The following is a 19,431-nucleotide window of genomic DNA, read 5'->3' as shown; positions in this document are numbered from 1 at the left end:
CACATGGGCTCCCTGACGCACCAAGAACAGCAAGAGAGGACCATTTCTGTGACCGACCCGAGTAATCTCGGTTGGCTGCTGGACAACTTTGCGACCCGCACCCCCGATGTCAGCCACGCGCTGGCGATCTCCACCGACGGGCTGGTCCTGGCCCACACCCGCGCGCTGCCGCGCGACCGGGCCGACCAGCTGGCGGCCACCGGCAGTGGTCTCGTCGCGCTGCTCGCCGGCGCGGCCCGGTTCTTCGAGGCGGGCAGCGTCATCTCCAACGTGACCCAGCTCGACGGCGGCTTCATGTTCACCATGGCGTTCACCGACGGCGCGTCGCTGCTGGTGCTCGCCTCGCCGAACGCCGACGTCGGCAAGGTGTCCTACGAGATGACCGAGCTGGCCAACCGGATCGGTGACGCGCTGGCCCCGACGGTCCGCGGGGCGCCGGCATGACCGGGCCGGAGCGCAGCGGAGTGGCCGGGCATCGGGATCGCAGTCTTCGGTCAGGCCGGCGCCGGAGCGCAGCGGAGGTGACGGCATGACCGCTCCGGGACGCGGCCGGCCGACCGCAGTCAAGATCATCATTGCGGGCGGGTTCGGCGCCGGCAAGACGACCCTCGTCGGGGCCATCTCGGAGATCCCGCCGGTGACGACCGAGGCGGTGATGACCGCGGCCAGCCTCGGTCACGACGACTCGACGCTCGTGCCGGACAAGGGCAGCACCACCGTCGCCATGGACTTCGGCCGGATCACGCTGTACCAGGACCTCGTGCTCTACCTGTTCGGCACGCCCGGGCAGAAGCGGTTCTGGTTCATGTGGGACGAGCTGTGCCGCGGCGCGATCGGGGCCGTGGTCATCGCCGACACGCGGCGCCTCGCCGACTGCTTCGGCGCCATCGACTTCTTCGACAACCGGCGGCTGCCGTACGTCATCGCGGTGAACCACTTCGAGGGCGCCGCCCGCTACCACCTCGAGGACGTCCGCGACGCCCTCGCGGTCAGCCCGGGCGTGCCCATGATCAACGCCGATGTCCGCTCCCGCGCGTCGGCCAAGGAGATCCTGGTCGCCGTCACCGAGCACGCCCTGGCGCAGCGCACCGCCGCCCGCCGCTGACCCGACCGCGTCGACGCCGACGACCGCGCCGACGCCAAGAACCGTGCCACCGACCAGAACCGCGTCCCAGAACGTGACGTCCGCGACCCCACCGCGAACCCCTCCGCGAACCAACCGCGAACGCAGAACACATAGGAGAACCATGCAACGACGATCGCTGGTCAGTGCGGTGCTCGCCGCCGGTCTGCTGGTCGCAGCCACCGGCTGCGCCGACGGCGACGCAGACACCAAGTCCGGCAGCGGCGCCGCCGCCTCCACCCTGAAGATCGGCTTCCTCGGTTCCCTCACGGGCACCTACCAGGCGGTCGGCACCGACCTGAAGAGCGGGTTCGAGCTGTACCTGTCGATGCACGACAACAAGCTCGGCGGCCACCCGATCGACCTGAAGATCGCCGACGAGGGCGACGGCGCCCCGACCGCGCTGCCCGCCGCGACGAAGCTCATCAAGGACGAGAAGGTCGTCGCGCTGACCGGCATCGTCGGCGGTGGCTCGGTCGCGGCCGTCGCGCCGCTGCTCGCCGAGGCGAAGATCCCGCTGATCGGCTCCAACGGCCGGCCGGAGCTCAAGGACCTCAGCGGCGTGTGGACGACCAGCTTCATGTCCACCGACGCGGGCCAGGCCATCGCGCAGCACATCAAGGACAAGGTCAACGGGCCGGTCTTCGCGATCGGGCCGGAGTACCAGGGCGGTTTCGACCAGGTCGGCGGCTTCACCACCGAGTTCACGAAGATCGGCGGCCAGCTGGTCAACGGCAAGGCGACGTGGACGCCGTTCCCGGCGACCACGAACTTCCTGCCGTACCTGTCGCAGATCAAGCAGAGCGGCGCCAAGGCCGTCTACACGTTCTACGCCGGCAAGGCCGCGATCGACTTCGTGAAGCAGTACGCGCAGTCCGACGCGAAGGACATCCCGCTGTACGCCGCGGGCTTCCTCACCGAGGGCTCGGTGCTGCAGGCGCAGGGCGACGCGGCGCGGAACATCCTCAACGTCTGCAACTACTCGCCGGACCTCGACAACGAGGAGAACCGCAAGTTCGTCGCCGCCTGGAAGCAGAAGCACCCGGACGCGACCCCGACCGAGTACGCGATGGCGTCCTACGACGCGGCCGCCGTCCTGGACCGCGCGATCGCCGCGGCCGGCGACAACCCGACCCCCGAGTCGATCAACGCCGCCGTGGCCAAGCTCGGCCAGATCGCGTCGCCGCGCGGCAACTGGCAGTTCGGCCCGAAGAACCACTCGCCGATCCAGAAGTGGTACCTGCGGCAGGTCCGCAACGACGGCCGGGCCCTCGCCAACGTCATGGTGCAGGACCTCGCGACGGTCGGTGCCTGACCGAGTTGGACGCGTACCTGATCCCGGCGGTCGACGGCGTGGCCTACGGCCTGCTGCTCTTCGTCGTCGCCGCCGGGCTCACCCTCGCCTTCGGCGTCGGTGACGTGCTCAACCTGGCGCACGGCACGCTGTTCGCCTTCGGCGCCTACGCGGCGGCGAAGGTCAGCGACGGGTCGTGGGCCTCGCTCGCGGCCGCGGTGCTCATCGGCGCCGTGGCCGCGGCGGCCGGCGGCGCCGTCCTGTCGGCGCTGCTGGTGCCGCTCGCCGGGCGGGGCCACCTGGCGCAGGCACTGCTCACCTTCGGCGTCGCGCTCGTCGCCGGCGACCTGCTCGTCGGGGTGTTCGGCCCCGACGAGCTGCCGGTGCGGATCCCCGCGAGCCTCGACCGGGCGGTGACCATCGCCGGGCACTCGTACCCCGGCTACCGGCTCGCCTTCATCGGCGTCGCCGCGCTCATCGCGGTGGCGCTCTACGTCGTCGTCGCCCGCACCCGCCTCGGCAGCCTGGTCCGCGCCACCGTGGACGACCGCGACATGGTCGCCACGCTCGGCGTCAACCCGTTCATGGTGCGCACCGGCATCCTCGCCGCGGGCGGTGCCCTCGCCGGGCTCGCCGGCGCGCTCGGCGCCCCGATCATCGGCCCCGGGCCGCGCACCGCGGACCTGGTCCTCATGCTGTCCCTGGTCGTGGTGGTGCTCGGCGGCATGGGCTCGATCGGCGGCGCGTTCGTCGCCGCGATCGCGGTCGGCGAGATCCAGACCATCGGGGTGACCTCGGAGACGACCCGGGACTACGCCCCGTTCCTGCTCTTCGGCGCGATGGCCGTCGTGCTGTCCGCGCGGGCCCGTGGCCTGCTGTCGGCCGGGAGGAGCGCCGCATGACCGCGCTCAAGCGCCCCGCGCTGCCGGCCCCGCTGCGGCGCCTCGCGCCGCTGGGGTTCCCGGCGCTGATCGCCGTGCTGCTGCCCCTCGCGTGGGTCCTCGACGACTACGCCACCAAGACCCTCACCCGGATCCTCGTCATCGGGCTGCTCGCCGTCAGCGTCGCGCTGCTCACCGGCGTCGCGGGCCTGCCGACGCTCGGACAGACCGCGCCGTACCTCGTCGGGGCCTACACCGCCGCGACCCTGGTCCGGCACGACGTGGCGATCGGCGTCGTGCAGCTGCTCGCCGCGGCCGCGGCCGGGGCGCTGTTCGCGCTGGTCACCGCGCCGCTGGTGGTCTACGCGCGGGGCGTCGTCGTGCTCATGATCACCCTGGCGCTCGGCGAGCTCACCTCGACCATCGCCGGACGGTGGAAGTCGGTCACGAACGGCACCGACGGCATGCTCGCGTTCGCTTCCCCGGCCCCGCTGCCGGGGCTGGTCACGCTCACCACCGACCGGGCCACGTACCTCTACGTCCTCACCGTCGTGGCGGTGCTGGTCGGCGCGGTGCTGCTGGTGCTGCGCTCGCCGGCCGGCGCGATGCTGCGGGCCGCCCGCGACGGCGAGCAGCGGATGCGGGCCAGCGGGCACCCCGTCGCCGGATACCTCACCGTCGCCTACGTGGTCGCCGGTGCCCTCGCCGGCTCGGCGGGCGCGCTGCTGGTCACCGTCGAGCGCTACGTCTCGCCCGGCGACGGCGGCTTCGACGTCTCCGCGCTCGTCCTGCTCGCGGTCGTCATCGGCGGCGCCACCTCGCTCGTCGGCGCGCTGCTCGGCGCGGGCCTGGTGGTCGCCGCCCGCGACTGGGTCTCCGGGCCGCTGCCCGGCCACGCGCCGCTGGTGCTGGGCGGGCTGTTCATCATCTGCGTGTACCTCCTGCCACGGGGGTTGCTGGGGAAGCGGTCGGCGCATGACTGACGTGCTCGAGGTGGAGGGGCTCGGTCGCCGGTACGGTGACCTCGCCGCCCTGGACGGTGTCGACCTGCGGATGGCGCCCGGCGACCGGGTCGGGCTGATCGGCCCGAACGGCGCCGGCAAGTCCACGCTGCTCAACCTGGTCGCCGGGTCGCTGCGGCCGACGGCGGGCCGCATCCGCCTCGACGGCCACGACGTCACCCGCCTCGGCCCGGCCCGCCGGGCCCGGCTCGGCGTCGGCCGGACCCACCAGCACCCGGCCGTCTGGTCGAGCCTGCCGGTGCTGGACAACGTGCTCGTCGCCGCCCGCCGGCCGTGGGGACGGCTGCGCGCCGGCCGCCGCGCCAGGGCCCACGAGCACGCCCGGGACCTGCTCGCCGGCGTCGGGCTGACCGGCGTGGACCAGACCCTCGCGGGCGCGTTGTCGCACGGGCAGCGCCGGCAGCTGGAGCTGGCGATGGCCCTGGCGGGGGAGCCGCGCCTGCTGCTGCTCGACGAGCCCGCCGCGGGTCTCGCCCCGCCGGAGGTCGAGGTCCTCGCGTCGCTGCTGGCGTCGCTGCCGCTCACCGTCGCGATCCTGCTGGTCGAGCACCACCTCGACCTGGTCTACGGCTTCGCCGACCGGATCACGGTGCTGCACTCCGGCCGTCACGTGCACACCGGCACCGTCCCGGAGACCCGCTCCTCACCCGAGGTGGCGGCCGCCTACGCCGGAGTGGCCCCATGACGCTGACCATCGAGGGGCTGCACGCCGGGTACGGCGGCGGCACCGTCCTGCACGGCGTCGACCTGACCGTGCCGGAGGGCACGGCCCTGGCGGTGCTCGGGATGAACGGCGCCGGCAAGACCACGCTCGTGCACACCATCGCCGGCCTGGTCAAAGCCCGCTCCGGCAGCGTCCGGCTGGGCGGCACCGAGCTGGCCCGGCGACCGGCGCACGCGATCGCCAGGGCGGGTGTCGCGCTGGTGCCACAGGGGCGCCGGGTCTTCGCCAGCCTCACCGTCGCCGAGCACCTGACGCTGTCGCGCCGCAAGGGGGAGTGGACCCGGCAGCGCGTCCTGGACCTGCTGCCGCGGCTCGGTGAGCGCCTCACCCACAAGGGCAACCAGCTCTCCGGCGGCGAGGCGCAGATGCTCGCGATCGCCCGGGCGGTGCTGACCCAGCCGCGGCTGCTGCTGCTCGACGAGCCGTGCGAGGGGCTCGCCGTCGACCTCGCGGCGCGGGTCCGGTCCGTCGTCGCCGAGCTGACCCGCACCGGGCTCACCGTCCTGCTGGTCGAGCAGCAGCCCGAGCACGCCCGGGCGGTCACCGGGCACCTCGTGCACCTGGAGAACGGCACGCTGGGCGCCGTCACGGAAGGCGGCGAGGGGGACACCCAAGGGGCGGCAGGAATTTCCATACTTCGATAGGTTGTCGGGCAGTCACCCTCCGGAGCAGGGAGCTGCCATGACGACACTGCCCTTCCCGCTGCCCGACGCGCCCACGCTGTACGCGCCGCTGCCGGCCCTGTCCGAGGTCCAGCGCGACGAGGACCTCGGCGGCGTGGCGCGGATCGACACCCCCGACGGCGGGGTCGCCTACGTGGTGACCCGCTACGCCGACGTGCGCACCGTCCTCGTCGACCCGCGGTTCAGCCGCGCCCAGGCGGCGGCCTCCACCACCGCCGCCGCCGACTTCGGGCTCGGCGCGCTCGCCACCGGCTCGATCGCCGGCATGGACCCGCCGGAGCACACCCGGCTGCGCAAGCTCGTCGCCCGCGCGTTCACCGCCCGCCGGGTCGAGCAGCTGCGGCCTGGCGCCGCCGGGATCGTCGACGAGCTCATCGACGCCATGCTGGAGCTGCCGCAGCCCGCCGACCTGGTCGAGCACTTCTCCCTCGCGCTGCCGGTCCGGGTGATCTGCGAGATGCTCGGCGTGCCCGCCGGCGACCGGGCGAAGTTCCACGGCTGGTCCGACACGCTGCTCGGCGGGCCCGGCTCCGACCCGCGGGTCATGGGCGCCGCGCTGCGGGCGATGGGGGAGTACTTCGCCGGCCTGATCGCGCTCAAGCGGGCCAGCCCGCAGGACGACCTGATGACGGCGCTGATCGCGGCCCGCGACGAGCAGGACAAGCTCTCCGAGGAGGAGCTGGTCCGGCTCAGCCTCGGCATCCTCATCGGCGGGCACGAGACGACCGCCAACCAGATCACGATGATCCTGCTGACCCTGCGGCACCACCCCGAGCAGGACGCCCGGCTGCGCGCCGACCCGTCGCTGATCCCGGGCGCGGTGGAGGAGCTGATGCGCTTCGTCCAGCTCGGCGACGCCGCCACCTCGCTGCCCCGCGTCGCCACCGAGGACGTCGAGCTCGGCGGCGTGACGATCCCGAAGGGGGCGGTCGTGCTGCCCGCGCTCGCCGTCGCGAACCGGGATCCCGAGGTGTACGACGAGCCCGACGGCCTCGACGTGACCCGCGCGGAGCTGTCGCACCTGTCGTTCGGCGCGGGCGTGCACCACTGCCTTGGCGCGCAGCTGGCCCGCATGGAGCTGCAGGAGGCGCTGCGCGGACTGTTCACACGGATGCCCGCGGTCCGGGTGGCCGTGCCCGACGAGGAGCTGCGCTTCAAGCAGGGCATGATCGTGCGCAGCGTCGAGACGCTACCGGTGACCTGGTAACACCTGTCGGCGCCGCACCTGCACCCGCCGGCGCTTCACGTACACCCGCCGCCTGACGAACCAGGTGGGCATGGCAACGATCGGACGCCCCGCACCCTGGCAGCTCTGGACCGTGTGCGGGGCGCTCGTCATCGTCGCGTACTACCTGCTGCCGGCCGGTGGCATCGAGCGCGGCCTGCTCTACCCGGCCCTGTCCGCGTCCTGCACGCTGGCGATCCTGGCCGGCATCCGGCGCAACCGCCCGGTCCGGCCGTCGGTCTGGTACTGCGTCGCCGCCGGGATCGGGATGTGGTCCGCCGGCGACTTCGTGTTCACCTACCGGTACTACGCGCTCGACGACCCGTCGTTCCCGTCCTACGCCGACGCGATCTACCTCGCCGCCACCCCCGTCCTCGCGACCGGCGTCTACATCCTCATCAAGGGCCGGGTCTCCCGCCGGGACCGGGCCGGGCTGCAGGACGCGCTCATCATCTCCACCGGCCTGGCGCTGCTGACCTGGACGTTCCTGATGCGCGAGGAGTTCGGCGTGCTCCTCGTCGGCGCCGCCCCGCCGGAGGCGGCACGGATCCTGGACCGGCTGCGCGAGGTCACCCCGCACGGCCAGTCGTTCTCCGCCGGGCTGGTCCGGTGGGACGGCGTGGAGGCCGCGGACGAGGTCGTCGGGCGCGCCGACGAGGCCCTCTACCACGCGAAACACAACGGCCGGAACCGCGTTCACCTGGTGGACGCCACCCCGACGACCAGGAACACCAGGATCCTCGCCTGAGGTTCGCGCGTGCCTTGTTGCAAACTCTTGGCAACAACGTGGCGTCGGCAATAGGCTGCATGGCATGCCTGCGGTAGCCATGCACATCTCCAACGGGATCATCGACAACCACATCGCGGTGCTGTTCGCCGGAGTCGCCCTCGCCGGGCTCGCCCTGTGCTTCATCCAGGGCCGGCGCGAGCTCGACGACCGGCTCGTGCCCATGGCGGGCCTGGTCGCGGCGTTCATCTTCGCCGTGCAGATGCTCAACTTCCAGGTGCTGCCCGGGGTCAGCGGCCACCTGCTCGGCGGCACCCTCGCCGCGATCCTCGTCGGGCCCTACCTCGGCGCGATCTGCGTCACGATCGTCCTCGTCGTGCAGGCACTGATCTTCAGCGACGGCGGCGTCACCGCCCTCGGACTCAACATCACCAACATGGCGCTGCTCGGCACCGCCGCCGGCTACCTGGTCGTCGCCACCCTGCTGCGGGTGCTGCCCCGGCGCACCTGGACGCTGACCGCGACCGCCGTGATCGCCTGCGTCGTGTCGGTGACGGTCGCCGCGCAGGGCTTCGTCCTGCAGTACGCCCTCGGCGGCGCCACCGACATCGGGAAGTCCCTCGGCGCGATCGCCGCCGCCATGGCCGGCACGCACCTGCTGATCGGGCTCGGCGAGGGCGTCATCACCGCGCTCACCGTCACCTACGTGGCGAAGGTCCGCCCCGACCTCGTCTACGCGGTCCGCAACCGCCGGCGCCCCGTCGTCAGCGAGGCGGTGACGGTATGAGGAAGTCGACCTGGTTCATCCTCAGCGGCCTGATCGCCGCGCTGCTGCTCGCCGGCGTGGTCAGCAACTACGCCTCCGGCCACCCCGACGGCCTCGACTCCGTCGCCCGGGAGGGCTGCACCTTCGACGCCGACGACCACATCACCGGCGGCACCTGCATGGCGCAGTCGGAGACGGACAACGCCACCAAGGACAGCCCCCTCGCCGGGTACGGACTGCGCGGCATCGGCAACGACTTCCTCTCCACCGGCCTGTCCGGGGTGATCGGGGTCGTCGCCACGTTCGCGATCGGCGGCGGCGTCTTCTGGCTGCTGCGCGCCGGTCGTTCCTCGCGCTCCTCGCATCAGGCGGGCTGACATGGGGGCCGGGCACAGCCACGCGCTGTTCGTGGACCGGCGCTCGCCGGTACACGACCTGGCGCCCGAGGTGAAGATCGCCGCCAGCGTCCTGTTCACCGTCGCCGTCGTCGCCACGCCGCGCGAGGCGCTGTGGGCGTTCGGCGGCTACCTCGCCGTCATCGTGGCCGTCGCGCTCACCGCCCGGATCGGCCTGCGCTGGCTCGCCCTGCGCTCCCTCATCGAGCTGCCGTTCATCCTGTTCGCGTTCGCACTGCCGTTCCTCGGCCACGGCGAGCGGGTGCACTGGCTCGGCATGAGCCTGTCCGTCGACGGGATCTACGGCATGTGGAACATCATCGCCAAGGGCACCCTCGGCGTGCTCTCGTCGCTGCTGCTCGCCGGCACCACCACCCCACGCGACCTGCTGCTCGGCCTCGACCGGCTGCGCTGCCCGGCGATGATCACCGTCATCGCCACGTTCATGCTGCGCTACCTCGACGTCCTGGCCGGCGAGGGCCGCCGGATGCGGGTCGCGCAGCGCTCCCGCGGCTACGACCCGCGCTTCCTGTGGCAGATCAAGGGCTTCGCCACCGGCATCGGCGCGCTGTTCCTGCGCGCCTTCGAGCGCGGCGAACGCGTCTACCTGGCGATGATCTCCCGTGGCTACGAGGGGCGCATCCCACTGGCGCTCGCCGGCGGCGGCGCGACCGCCCGGCAGTGGGCGGCGGCCGCCACGGTGCCCGTCGTCGCCGGCGCGATCGCGACGGTAGCGTTGCTCGGGTGACGCCATCCCTGCGGGTGACCGGCCTGCACTTCGCATACCCCGACGGGCACGTGGCGCTGCGCGGCGTCGACCTCACCGTCCCGCAGGGGGAGCGGGTCGCCCTGCTGGGCCCCAACGGCGCCGGCAAGACCACGTTCGTGCTGCACCTCAACGGCATCCACACGGCGACCGCCGGCGGCGTCGAGGTCGGCGGCCTGGCCGTCGAGCCGCGCGACCGGGCCGGGCTGAAGGAGGTCCGCCGCCGCGTCGGGATCGTCTTCCAGGACCCCGACGACCAGCTCTTCATGCCGACCGTCGCCGAGGACGTCGCCTTCGGCCCGGCCAACCTCGGCCTGCGCGGCGCCGAGCTGGCCGCGCGCGTCGACGAGGCCCTCGACGCGGTCGGGATGGCCTTCGCCCGCGACCGCGCCCCGCACCACCTGTCCTTCGGGCAGCGCCGCCGGGTCGCCGTCGCCACCGTCCTCGCGATGCGGCCGGAGATCCTCGTGCTCGACGAGCCGTCGTCCAACCTCGACCCCGCGTCGCGCCGGGAGCTCGCCGCCATCCTCCGGTCGCTGCCGGTCACGCTGCTGATGGTGACCCACGACCTGCCGTACGCCCTGGAGCTCTGCCCACGCTCCGTCATCCTCGACGACGGCCGGATCGCCGCCGACGGCCCGACCCGGGAGCTGCTCGCCGACGCCGACCTGCTCGAACGGCACCGGTTGGAGCTGCCGTTCGGCTACACGGTGACCGCATGACCTCCCCGCCTTTCTCGGCTTTCTGGGCTTTCGCGGCTTTTTCGGCTTTCGCATGACCGACTCGGCTCGCTGGACCCGGGTGGACGACGGCCGGTTCCAGGTGGACCTGCTCACCGCCGACTACCGGCGGCACGCGTTCACCAGGCACAGCCACTCGACCTTCGCCATCGGCGTCGTGGTCTGCGGCGCCGAACAGTTCCACTACCGGGGCGCGTTGCACCGGGCGGGCGTCGGCAGCCTGGCGATCCTGGAGCCCGGCGAGCCGCACGACGGCCAGGCCGCCGACCCTTCCGGCTGGGCCTACCGCGTCTTCTACCCGCCCGCCGACCTGCTCTTCGAGGGCTTCGCGGCGCCGGCACACTTCGCCGACGCGGTGGTCCACGACCCGCGCACCGTGCACCTGATCCGCTCGGCCCACGAGGCGCTGACCTCCGGTACCGACACCTTCGCCGCCCACTCGAAGCTCACCTGGGCCCTCGCCTCGGTGGTCCGCCGGCACGGCTCGCACGCCCCCTCCGGCATGCCGGCCCTGCCCGCCCAGGACGCCGCGGCGGGACGGAAGGTCACCGAGATCCGCGACCGGCTCATGGCGGACCTCCGCAGCGCCCCCAACCTCCGCGAGCTCGCCGACGGCGTCGAACTGTCCCCGTTCCACATGCTGCGCGTCTTCCGCGCCGCGACCGGCTTCCCGCCGCACGCCTGGCTCGTCCTCGAACGCGTCTGCCGCGCCCGCCACCTCCTCGCCGCCGGCCACACCCCCGCCGAGGTCGCCGGCGCCGTCGGCTTCGCCGACCAGGCCCACCTCACCCGGTGGTTCAAGCGCGTGACGGGCGTCACCCCGGCCGCGTTCCGCAACTCCGTTCAAGACCCCGTGCGCACCGTCGCGTGATGCTGTCGGCATGAGTCGTCGTGGCTGGTTGCTCTTCATCGCCATGTCCGTCGTGTGGGGCGTCCCGTACCTGCTGATCAAGGTCGCGGTCCGCGACATCGGCCCCGCCGAGCTGGTCTTCGTCCGCACCGCCCTCGGCGCGCTCCTGCTGCTGCCGATCGCCCTGTACCGCAAGGAGGTCCGGGCCTCGCTGCGCCCGTGGCTGCCGCTGCTCGCCTACACGGTCGTCGAGGTCGGCATCCCCTGGCTGCTGCTGTCCCACGCCGAACAGGAGGTCGACAGCGCCTTCACCGGTCTGGTCATCGCCGGTGTACCCCTGGCCGCCGCCCTCATCGCCCGCGAACGCCTCTCCGGCACCCGCATCGCGGGCCTGGTCACCGGCCTCGCCGGCGTCGGCCTGCTGGTCGGCTTCCACGGCACCACCGGCGGCCCCGTCCCGCTCCTGGAGCTCCTCGGCGTCGTGATCTGCTACGCGTCCGGCCCCCTGATCATCGAACGCTGGCTCTCCGACGTGCCCCGCTACGGCGTGTCCGCCGTGTCCCTGGCCGCCGGCGCGCTGCTCTTCGCCCCGTTCGTCGCCCCCGGCCTGCCGTCCCTGGCCCGCACGGTGACCCTCCGCCCCGCCCTCGCCGCCGTCACCCTGGCCGTCGTGTGCACCGCGCTCGCGTTCGTGCTGTTCTTCGCCCTCGTCGCCGAGGTCGGCGGCGTCCGCGCCACGGTCATCACCTTCGTCAACCCGGCCGTCGCCGTCATCCTCGGCGCCGCCGTCCTGCACGAGAAGATCACCCCACTGACCGTCGGCGCCTTCGTGCTGATTCTCGCCGGCTCGTTTCTCGCCACCCGCAAAAAGATCTCCGAGGAACCTGCCGAGAAGCGCGAACCGGCCGCCGTCTGACCCCGCCCGGCCACCGTGCCGGGCGCGCGGGGCAGCGTAGACTACGGAGGGTCACGCCGCCGTGGGTCGACTGTTCCGGCGGAAGATCGATTTCTCCGGCGGGGGTATCGTGCTTGTGAACGGCCCGGCAGCACCCGAGCTGCTCACCTGATCCACCGCAAGAGATGCCGCGCCCACCGCCGACTCCCGCAGGCTTCAGGGATGACGTGCGGCCCCGCGAGCCCAGGGGATGGATGACGCACGGCCCTCGCGAGTCCAGGGGATGACCTGGTCGCCGTCAGCTCCCGCGGGCTCGATGCGGCCCCGTGTCACCTGCCCGCCGCGCAGCCGCCTCGTGTCGCCTGCCGCGCAGACCCAGGAGGCTTCCGCTGCCGCCCGGGCCGAGACATGGCCATCCCGGGCGAAGACGTGGCGGTCCCGCCGCCCGGGCAGAGGCGTGGCGACCCCCGGCCGGGTCCCGGCGAACCCGGGCTGAGACGGGACGTGGCGATCCTCGGCTCAGAGATGGCGATCCCGTGCCGAGGCGTGGCGGTTCCGGGCCGAGATGCGGCGGCCCCGGGCGAAGATGTGGCGGTCCTGCCGCCCGGGCAGAGGCGTGGCGACCCCCGGCCGGGTCCCGGCGAACCCGCGCTGAGACGAGACGTGGCGATCCCCGGCTCAGAGATGGCGGTCCCGGGCCGAGATGCGGCGGCCCCGGGCGAAGATGTGGCGGTCTTGCCGCCCGGGCAGAGGCGTGGCGACCCCCGGCCGGGTCCCGGCGAACCCGCGCTGAGACGAGACGTGGCGATCCCCGGGCTCAGAGATGGCGGTCCCGGGCCGAGATGCGGCGCCCCGGGCGGAGACGGCGCGGCGGTCCCGGGTGGAGATGCGGCGATCCACCCGCCTGGTCGGGCGGGTGGATCGCTGGTGGGTCGTCCGGCGCGCCGGCATCAGTCGGCGAGGATGGCGTACAGCTTGCGGCGCGTCTCGGTCAGGACCTCGAGGGCCTGGGTGCGCTGCTCGGCGGTGCCGTTGAAGCCGACCTGCCGCAGGGCGTCCATGATGCCGATCGCGGCGTCGCGGAACTCCTGTGCCTGGGAGACGTTCTCGTCGCCGTACTCCTGCCACGGCGCGTTCTGTGCGGCGGCCTCGGCCTCGGGGCGGCCGGTGTCGGTCAGGACGAAGCGCTTGCGGCCGCCCTGCTCCTCGGCCGTGATGAGGCCCTCGTCCTCGAGCAGCTGGAGCGTCGGGTAGATCGAGCCGGGGCTCGGCCGCCAGATGCCGCCGGTGCGGCTCTCCAGCTCCTGGATCATCTCGTAGCCGTGCATGGGGCGCTCGTGCAGCAGCGCCAGGACGGCGAGGCGCACGTTGGGGCGGCCGCCCCGGCCCGTGCCCTTGCCGCCCCAGCCGCCGCGTCCAGCGCCCCGGCCGTGCCCGTGGCCCCAGCCGCGCCCGCCCGGACCGCCCGGGCCACCGGGAGGGAAGGACGGGATGAAGCCGCCGAAGCCACGGTGCCAGGCACCCGCGTCGAAGAGCATTGCTCCGTGTCGTGATCGCATGATCGTTTCCAATCGTCGAACGGTCGCCGACCTGTTGTCGACTGTCGTTGATAGTTCGACGATATATCGGGAACCTATCGGCAACAAGGACGCGACCGATACATCCCGAAAAGAGCGTTACAGCACGATCACCGTCCGCAGGACCGTGCCCGCCTCCATCTCGTGGAACGCCGCCTCCACGTCCGACAGGCCGCCGGTGGCGCTGACGAACTTGTCGAGGGGGAGCCGTCCCTGCAGGTACAGGTCGACGAGCATCGGGAAGTCCCGCGACGGCAGGCAGTCGCCGTACCAGCTGGACTTCAGCGCGCCGCCCCGCCCGAAGACCTCCAGGAACGGCAGGGTCAGCTGCATGTCGGGCCGCGGCACGCCGACGAGCACCACCGTGCCGGCCAGGTCGCGGGCGTTGAAGGCCTGCTCGTACACCTGCGGCGACCCCACCGCCTCGATGACGACGTCCGCGCCGAACCCGCCGGTCAGCGCCCGCACCGCCTCGACCGGGTCGGTCTCGCGCGAGTTGATGACGTGCGTCGCCCCGAACTCCTGCGCCCACGCGAGCTTGCGCACGTCCACGTCGATGCCGATGATCGTGCGCGCGCCGGCGAGGACCGCGCCGGCGATCGCCGCGTCGCCGACGCCGCCGCAGCCGAACACCGCGACCGAGTCGCCGCGACCCACGTTGCCGGTGTTGATCGCGGCGCCGATGCCGGCCATCACGCCGCAGCCGAGCAGCCCGGCGACGCTCGCCGACGCGCGGGGGTCGACCTTCGTGCACTGACCGGCGGCGACCAGGGTGTACTTGAGGAACGCGCCGATCCCGAGGGCCGGCGACAGCGGGGTGCCGTCGGCGAGGGTCATCTTCTGCTTCGCGTTGTGGGTGTTGAAGCAGTACCAGGGACGCCCGCGCAGGCACGCCCGGCACTGCCCGCAGACGGCCCGCCAGTTGAGCACGACGAAGTCGCCGGGCGCGACATCGGTGACGTCCGGGCCGACGGCGGAGACGATCCCGGCGGCCTCATGGCCGAGCAGGTACGGGAAGTCGTCGCCGATGCCGCCCTCGCGGTAGTGCAGGTCGGTGTGGCAGACCCCGCACGCCTGCACCTCCACCACCGCCTCGCCGGGGCCTGGGTCGGGGACGATGACGGTCTCGAGGCTGACGGGCCGTCCCTTGCCGAGGGCGACGACGCCCTGTGTTTCGATAGGCATACCTCCCGTCCTACCAGAGGAATCCAGAGATGACGGACGACCTGCGGCGCATCGCGAAGGAACACTTCGGCTGGGACCGGCTGCGAGACGAGCAGGTGCAGGCCATGCAGGCCCTGATGGAGGGGCGCGACGCCCTGGCGGTGCTGCCGACCGGCGCCGGGAAGTCCGCCATCTACCAGGTGCCGGCGCCGCTGCTGCCCGGCCCGACGATCGTCATCTCGCCGCTGCTGGCGCTGCAGCAGGACCAGATCGCGTCGCTGACCGCCCGCAACCAGGCGTCGCTGCAGGCCGTGCGGCTGTCCTCGGCCGAGGGCAAGGCCGAGCGCGAGGAGGCCCTGGAGGCGCTGCGCGCCGGCGACGCCGAGTTCGTGTTCCTGACCCCGGAGCAGTTCGCCGACCCGGCCCGCGTCGCCCAGATCAAGGCGCTGAAGCCGAGCCTCGTCGCCGTCGACGAGGCGCATTGCGTCTCCGCGTGGGGCCACGACTTCCGCCCCGACTACCTGCAGCTCGGGCAGTTCATCCGCGAGCTGGGCCGCCCGCCGATCGTCGCGCTCACCGCGACCGCCTCGCCGCCGGTCCGCGAGGACATCGTCGAGCGGCTCGGGATGCGCGACCCGGAGATCGTCGTGACCGGCCTCGACCGGCCCAACCTGTTCCTGGAGTCGGTGCACTGCCCCGACGAGCAGACCCGCTACCGGCGGCTGCTCACCCGGCTGAAGGAGTCCACGCCGCCCGGGATCATCTACGCGCCGACCCGCCGCGCCACCGAGGAGCTCGCCGAGCGGCTCGTCGAGGAGGGCATGCCGGCCGTCGCGTACCACGGCGGCATGAGCGCCGGCGACCGCGAGCGCGCGCACGAGGCGTTCCTCGCCGACGAGGTCGAGATCATGGTCGCGACGACCGCGTTCGGTATGGGCATCGACAAGCCCAACATCCGCTGGGTCAACCACATCGCGCTGCCGGACTCACCCGACTCCTACCTGCAGGAGATCGGCCGGGCCGGGCGCGACGGGAAGCCGGCGCAGGTGCTGCTGCTGCACCGCACCGAGGACACCGGGCTGCGGAAGTTCTTCACGAACGTCTCCGTCGACCGCGAGGAGGTCAGCTCCCTCGCGGCCCTGCTGCGCTCCGTCGCGCCCGAGGCGATCACCCGCGACGAGCTGGAGGAGCGCACGGGCCTCGGCGCGCGCAAGCTCGGGCAGCTGCTGAGCCTCCTGGAGGAGGTCGGCGGCGCGCAGCTCCTGCACGGCAGCAAGGTCAAGGCACCCCGCTGGGCGCCGACCCCCGCGAAGGCGGCGGAGCTCGCGGAGGAGCAGGCCGAGCGGCAGCAGACGCTGTCGCGGTCGCGCCTGGACATGATGCGCACCTTCGCCGAGACGGAGCTGTGCCGCGGCCGGACGCTGCTGGCGTACTTCGGTGAGCACCTCGAGGGCACCTGCGGCCACTGCGACAACTGCCACGACGGCAGCGCGCAGGCCGGGCTCGCCGCCACGGCCGACGTGCCGTTCCCGGTCCACAGCGAGGTCCGCCACGGCGAGTGGGGCAAGGGCGTCGTCATGTCGTACGCCGGTGAGCACATGACGGTCCTGTTCGACGAGGTCGGCTACAAGACGCTGTCAGTGCCGGTCGTTGAGGAGCACAAGCTGCTGCGCCGGCTCTGAGGCCCGCGCCACCGCCGCGGCGTCCAGGCCGCACGCCTCGAACAACGCCCGCGCCGCGGCCCGCTCGGCCGTGTCGTCCCGCTCCTCGCGCCGCAGCGCGTCGGCGATCCCGGCGTGCGCGCGGGCCCGCTCGTAGCGTCGTTCGGTCAGCTCGGCGAGGCGCAGCGCCAGCTCGTGCGCGGCGATCGCGTCGCCGGTCCGCCCGAGCAGGGTCAGCGTGGTGCCGAGGTCGTTGCGGGCGCTGGCCTCGAAGAACGGCGCCAGGTCGCGGACCTGCTCGGATGCCTCGTGATGGCAGCGCAGTGCCGCGCCGGGGTCGCCGAGCACCGCGTGCGTGCGGCCCATCCCGCACAGCGCCTCGACGACGCCGGCCCTGCTGCCGGCCTCCCTGTTCATCCGATGGCCGCGGGTGAACAGCAGCAGCGCCAGCCGTGGGTGGCCGAGCGCGAGGTGCGCCCCGGCGAACTCGTTGCACAGGTTGGCGAGCTGCATGGTCGCGCCGATGCGGTGCATGTGCAGCGCCGCGTCGCGCAACGTCACGCGGGCCTGGGCGGGCCGTCCCAGCAGGAGCTCGGTCGCGCCGGTCTCGAAGAGGGCCAACGGCGTGCTGGCGTGCTCCTTGTTCAGCTCGCGGAACGTGCGCAGGTGCTCCATGCCTTCGGCGAGCCATCCGGCGGCGCGGCACACGATGCCGAGGTTGACCTGGACCCGGCTGACCTCCTGCGGCATGCCGGCCGTGGCGTAGTGCGCCGCGGCTCGCTCCAGGTGCCTGATGCTCTCCGTGCTGCGCCCCAGCCGCATCGTCGTGCCGGCATGCCAGTTGCTGGCGAGCGCGATCAGCCCGTCGTCGCCGAGCGCGGACGCGGACGCGATGGCCTGCAGGCCGAGCCGTTCGGCGATCTCGGCCCGCCCCTCGTTGTTGGCGAACCGCCACAGCACCCGGTGCAGCATGACCGCGTGCCGGTGCGCGCCGGTGCGGTGCGCCTCATCGGCGAGGGCGACGACGGCGGGCCACGTCGCCCGCAACCAGAGCAGGCGCTCGTGCTCGTCGGAGAAGGACCGCTGGAACGCGTCCGGCCGCACGTCCGGTGCGATCGCCTGGATCAGCTCCAGGGGACGGTTCACGGCGGCGACCGTGTGCAGGTAGTAGTCGAGCAGCCGGGTGGTCGCGGCCGCCCGTTCCTCCTCGATCACCAGGGTGGCGGCGAACTCGCGCAGCAGGTCGTGCAGCCGGTACCGGCCGGGCTGGTCCTCCTCCAGCAGGTGCACCTCCACCAGCCGGTCCAGCAGCTCCCGGGCCTGCCCGACCGGCACGTCGGCCAGCGCGGCCGCCGGCCACGCCTCGAACTCACCCGCCGGATGCAGTCCGAGCAGCCGGAAGCACCGCTGCTCGCCCCCGCTCAACTGCCGATACGACACGTCGAACGCCGCCGCCACGCTGTGGCCCTCCGCCGACACCGCGATCGGTGGCGGATCCGCGGCCCGTAACCGCTCCACCATCGCCGCCAGACTCCACCGCGGCCGGTGCTGCAACCGGTGCGCGATCAGCCGCACCGCCAACGGCAGCCGCCCGCACAGTTCGACCACCATGACCGCCGCTTCCGGCTCGGCGTCCACCCGCTCACCCACCGCGTCCCGCAGCACCGCCACCGCGGCACCGACGGGAAGGGGCTCCAGCTGCAGCAGGAACGCGTCGTCGACCGGCCCGATCCTGGTCCGGCTGGTCACGAGCACCACGCACGGCGCGTCGGCCTGGGGTAGCAGCGGCCGCACCTGCTCGGCGCCGGCGGCGTTGTCCAGCACCACGACGGACCCGCGGCCGGCGAGGGCCCGCCGCCACAGGCCCTGCCGGCCCGGCAGGTCGCCGGGGATGCGCTGCGGTGCCTCGCCGAGCTGGGCGAGGAGCAGGCCGAGGGCGTCGACCGGCGACACCGGGTCGCCCTCGCTGTGCCCCTGAAGGTCGACGAAGAGCTGAGCGGCCGGATACTCGGGCCGCAGTGCCTCGGCGGCGGCCACCGCGAACGCGGACTTCCCGACGCCGGCCATCCCGTCGACGACGATCAGGCGGTGCGGGCCGTGGGCCGCCCTCAGCAGCCGCGCGGTCTCCTCCTCCCGCCCCCGCAGCCGGGCGACCGTCCGGGGCAGGGCGCTGGGCCCCGATCCCTGCGGCGACGTCTCCGCGGTGCCGCGGAGCACCTCCATGTGCAGGTCGCGCAGCCGCGGGCCGGGGTCGACGCCGAGCTCGTCGCGCAGGGCCTCGACGGTGCGCCGGTAGAGGTGCAGCGCCTCGGCCTGGCGGCCGTCGCGGTGCAGGGCGGCCATGACGGCACCGGCGAGGCGCTCGCGCAGCGGGTTGCCGGCGACGAGCGGCGCCGCGTGCTCGACCACCTCGCGGGGCCGGCGCAGGACCAGCAGGGTCTCCGCCCACTCCTCGGTCGCGGCCCAGCGCAGCTCGATGAGCGAGTTGCGCCACCGGGCGATCACCGAGCCGGGCAGCCCGGCGAACGGGGTGCCGCGCCACTCGTCGAGGGCGGTGCGGTACAGCCGCGCGGCGGCCTCCGGGTCCGGTTCGGTGCGGGCCCGGCGCAGTGCCGCGCGGAAGCGGGACAGGTCGAGCCGGTCCTCCGGCAGCGTGATCCGGTAGCCGGCCGGGTCGGTCCGCAGGGCCTCGCCGTCGGCGCCGAGGAGGCGGCGGATGCGGTACACCACGGTCTGCAGCTGGTTGCGGGCGGTCACCGGCGGGTCGTCGTCCCACACCAGCTCCACCAGGTCCGGCACGGCGACCACCCGGCCGGAGTGGAACAGCAGCCCAGCCACGATCAGTTGCTGGCGGGAGCCGCCCAGGTCGACGGGCCTTCCGCCGGCCACCACCTCGACCGGTCCCAGCACGGAACACTCCACGCAGCGTGACGGTAGT

19 protein-coding genes are annotated in these 19,431 nt (G+C 73.3%); 16 read left to right on the top strand and 3 right to left on the bottom strand.

What is annotated here, in order from left to right; genetic code table 11:
* The first annotated feature begins 48 nt into the window (after positions 1 to 48).
* From ACQEVZ_RS16040 to ACQEVZ_RS15970, 15 genes are all read left to right on the top strand, one after another.
* Positions 49 to 444 carry a roadblock/LC7 domain-containing protein gene (locus ACQEVZ_RS16040; protein WP_344502860.1) on the top strand — a complete coding sequence of 132 codons (396 nt, stop codon included), beginning with the start codon at positions 49 to 51 and terminating at the stop codon, positions 442 to 444.
* 85 nt (positions 445 to 529) lie between these two features.
* Positions 530 to 1,105: a GTP-binding protein gene (locus tag ACQEVZ_RS16035; protein ID WP_363408149.1), complete on the top strand. Its 576-nt coding sequence runs from the start codon at positions 530 to 532 to the stop codon at positions 1,103 to 1,105.
* A gap of 142 nt (positions 1,106 to 1,247) precedes the next feature.
* Positions 1,248 to 2,438 carry an ABC transporter substrate-binding protein gene (locus ACQEVZ_RS16030; protein ID WP_433367049.1) on the top strand — a complete coding sequence of 397 codons (1,191 nt, stop codon included), beginning with the start codon at positions 1,248 to 1,250 and terminating at the stop codon, positions 2,436 to 2,438.
* Positions 2,439 to 2,443: 5 nt separating this feature from the next.
* Entirely contained in the window at positions 2,444 to 3,319 is an 876-nt protein-coding gene (locus ACQEVZ_RS16025; protein ID WP_360562735.1) for a branched-chain amino acid ABC transporter permease, read from the top strand.
* Positions 3,316 to 4,281, top strand: coding sequence for a branched-chain amino acid ABC transporter permease (locus tag ACQEVZ_RS16020; RefSeq protein WP_344502856.1), 966 nt, complete (start codon positions 3,316 to 3,318; stop codon positions 4,279 to 4,281). The genes ACQEVZ_RS16025 and ACQEVZ_RS16020 overlap by 4 nt, the downstream gene beginning before the upstream one ends.
* Complete coding sequence (locus ACQEVZ_RS16015; protein ID WP_344502854.1) at positions 4,274 to 5,005, top strand: ABC transporter ATP-binding protein; 732 nt, start codon at positions 4,274 to 4,276, stop codon at positions 5,003 to 5,005. Before ACQEVZ_RS16020 ends, ACQEVZ_RS16015 begins: the two co-directional genes overlap by 8 nt.
* Positions 5,002 to 5,688: an ABC transporter ATP-binding protein gene (locus ACQEVZ_RS16010; protein ID WP_433367044.1), complete on the top strand. Its 687-nt coding sequence runs from the start codon at positions 5,002 to 5,004 to the stop codon at positions 5,686 to 5,688. Before ACQEVZ_RS16015 ends, ACQEVZ_RS16010 begins: the two co-directional genes overlap by 4 nt.
* A 37-nt stretch (positions 5,689 to 5,725) precedes the next feature.
* Positions 5,726 to 6,934, top strand: coding sequence for a cytochrome P450 (locus ACQEVZ_RS16005; protein WP_344502852.1), 1,209 nt, complete (start codon positions 5,726 to 5,728; stop codon positions 6,932 to 6,934).
* Positions 6,935 to 7,004: 70 nt separating this feature from the next.
* Entirely contained in the window at positions 7,005 to 7,700 is a 696-nt protein-coding gene (locus tag ACQEVZ_RS16000) for a hypothetical protein (RefSeq protein WP_433367041.1), read from the top strand.
* A gap of 64 nt (positions 7,701 to 7,764) precedes the next feature.
* On the top strand, positions 7,765 to 8,466 hold the full coding sequence (locus tag ACQEVZ_RS15995; protein WP_433367038.1) for an energy-coupling factor ABC transporter permease: 702 nt from the start codon (positions 7,765 to 7,767) through the stop codon (positions 8,464 to 8,466).
* A complete protein-coding gene (locus ACQEVZ_RS15990) occupies positions 8,463 to 8,822 on the top strand; it encodes a PDGLE domain-containing protein (protein WP_344502849.1) in 360 nt (119 codons plus the stop codon). Before ACQEVZ_RS15995 ends, ACQEVZ_RS15990 begins: the two co-directional genes overlap by 4 nt.
* 1 nt (position 8,823) lies before the next feature.
* Positions 8,824 to 9,588, top strand: coding sequence for a cobalt ECF transporter T component CbiQ (gene cbiQ, locus ACQEVZ_RS15985; protein ID WP_433367033.1), 765 nt, complete (start codon positions 8,824 to 8,826; stop codon positions 9,586 to 9,588).
* Complete coding sequence (locus tag ACQEVZ_RS15980; protein ID WP_344502847.1) at positions 9,585 to 10,328, top strand: energy-coupling factor ABC transporter ATP-binding protein; 744 nt, start codon at positions 9,585 to 9,587, stop codon at positions 10,326 to 10,328. The genes cbiQ and ACQEVZ_RS15980 overlap by 4 nt, the downstream gene beginning before the upstream one ends.
* A gap of 52 nt (positions 10,329 to 10,380) precedes the next feature.
* Complete coding sequence (locus tag ACQEVZ_RS15975; protein WP_433367029.1) at positions 10,381 to 11,217, top strand: AraC family ligand binding domain-containing protein; 837 nt, start codon at positions 10,381 to 10,383, stop codon at positions 11,215 to 11,217.
* Between the two features lie 10 nt (positions 11,218 to 11,227).
* Positions 11,228 to 12,112 carry a DMT family transporter gene (locus ACQEVZ_RS15970; protein WP_344502845.1) on the top strand — a complete coding sequence of 295 codons (885 nt, stop codon included), beginning with the start codon at positions 11,228 to 11,230 and terminating at the stop codon, positions 12,110 to 12,112.
* A gap of 929 nt (positions 12,113 to 13,041) precedes the next feature.
* Here the strand turns inward: ACQEVZ_RS15970 and ACQEVZ_RS15965 are convergent.
* Both ACQEVZ_RS15965 and ACQEVZ_RS15960 read right to left on the bottom strand, forming a co-directional pair.
* Positions 13,042 to 13,650, bottom strand: a complete 609-nt coding sequence (locus ACQEVZ_RS15965; protein WP_433367026.1) for a PadR family transcriptional regulator — start codon at positions 13,648 to 13,650, stop codon at positions 13,042 to 13,044.
* A gap of 117 nt (positions 13,651 to 13,767) precedes the next feature.
* On the bottom strand, positions 13,768 to 14,853 hold the full coding sequence (locus ACQEVZ_RS15960) for an S-(hydroxymethyl)mycothiol dehydrogenase (RefSeq protein ID WP_354903096.1): 1,086 nt from the start codon (positions 14,851 to 14,853) through the stop codon (positions 13,768 to 13,770).
* A 29-nt stretch (positions 14,854 to 14,882) separates the two neighbouring features.
* Between ACQEVZ_RS15960 and ACQEVZ_RS15955 the strand changes: the two genes are divergently transcribed.
* On the top strand, positions 14,883 to 16,514 hold the full coding sequence (locus ACQEVZ_RS15955) for a RecQ family ATP-dependent DNA helicase (RefSeq protein ID WP_344502842.1): 1,632 nt from the start codon (positions 14,883 to 14,885) through the stop codon (positions 16,512 to 16,514).
* Here the strand turns inward: ACQEVZ_RS15955 and ACQEVZ_RS15950 are convergent.
* Positions 16,470 to 19,403, bottom strand: a complete 2,934-nt coding sequence (locus ACQEVZ_RS15950; RefSeq protein ID WP_433367021.1) for a BTAD domain-containing putative transcriptional regulator — start codon at positions 19,401 to 19,403, stop codon at positions 16,470 to 16,472. The two genes, ACQEVZ_RS15955 and ACQEVZ_RS15950, sit on opposite strands and share 45 nt — an antisense overlap.
* Positions 19,404 to 19,431 lie beyond the last annotated feature (28 nt).

Source organism: Dactylosporangium sp. CA-152071, assembly GCF_050936335.1.
Classification (GTDB): domain Bacteria; phylum Actinomycetota; class Actinomycetes; order Mycobacteriales; family Micromonosporaceae; genus Dactylosporangium; species Dactylosporangium maewongense.
Note: the sequence above shows the minus strand (reverse complement) of the source record. Positions and strands in the feature narration are given on the sequence as shown.

Bases quoted from the DNA above. Each gene is read 5' to 3' on its own strand.
- ACQEVZ_RS15955 (WP_344502842.1), top strand. From the start codon at position 14,883: ATGACGGACGACCTGCGGCGCATCGCGAAGGAACACTTCGGCTGGGAC.
- ACQEVZ_RS16000 (WP_433367041.1), top strand. From the start codon at position 7,005: ATGGCAACGATCGGACGCCCCGCACCCTGGCAGCTCTGGACCGTGTGC.
- ACQEVZ_RS16030 (WP_433367049.1), top strand. From the start codon at position 1,248: ATGCAACGACGATCGCTGGTCAGTGCGGTGCTCGCCGCCGGTCTGCTG.
- ACQEVZ_RS15990 (WP_344502849.1), top strand. From the start codon at position 8,463: ATGAGGAAGTCGACCTGGTTCATCCTCAGCGGCCTGATCGCCGCGCTG.
- ACQEVZ_RS15975 (WP_433367029.1), top strand. From the start codon at position 10,381: ATGACCGACTCGGCTCGCTGGACCCGGGTGGACGACGGCCGGTTCCAG.
- ACQEVZ_RS16035 (WP_363408149.1), top strand. From the start codon at position 530: ATGACCGCTCCGGGACGCGGCCGGCCGACCGCAGTCAAGATCATCATT.
- ACQEVZ_RS16005 (WP_344502852.1), top strand. From the start codon at position 5,726: ATGACGACACTGCCCTTCCCGCTGCCCGACGCGCCCACGCTGTACGCG.
- ACQEVZ_RS16010 (WP_433367044.1), top strand. From the start codon at position 5,002: ATGACGCTGACCATCGAGGGGCTGCACGCCGGGTACGGCGGCGGCACC.
- cbiQ (WP_433367033.1), top strand. From the start codon at position 8,824: ATGGGGGCCGGGCACAGCCACGCGCTGTTCGTGGACCGGCGCTCGCCG.
- ACQEVZ_RS16020 (WP_344502856.1), top strand. From the start codon at position 3,316: ATGACCGCGCTCAAGCGCCCCGCGCTGCCGGCCCCGCTGCGGCGCCTC.
- ACQEVZ_RS15965 (WP_433367026.1), bottom strand. From the start codon at position 13,650: ATGCGATCACGACACGGAGCAATGCTCTTCGACGCGGGTGCCTGGCAC.
- ACQEVZ_RS15970 (WP_344502845.1), top strand. From the start codon at position 11,228: ATGAGTCGTCGTGGCTGGTTGCTCTTCATCGCCATGTCCGTCGTGTGG.
- ACQEVZ_RS15995 (WP_433367038.1), top strand. From the start codon at position 7,765: ATGCCTGCGGTAGCCATGCACATCTCCAACGGGATCATCGACAACCAC.
- ACQEVZ_RS16015 (WP_344502854.1), top strand. From the start codon at position 4,274: ATGACTGACGTGCTCGAGGTGGAGGGGCTCGGTCGCCGGTACGGTGAC.
- ACQEVZ_RS15960 (WP_354903096.1), bottom strand. From the start codon at position 14,853: ATGCCTATCGAAACACAGGGCGTCGTCGCCCTCGGCAAGGGACGGCCC.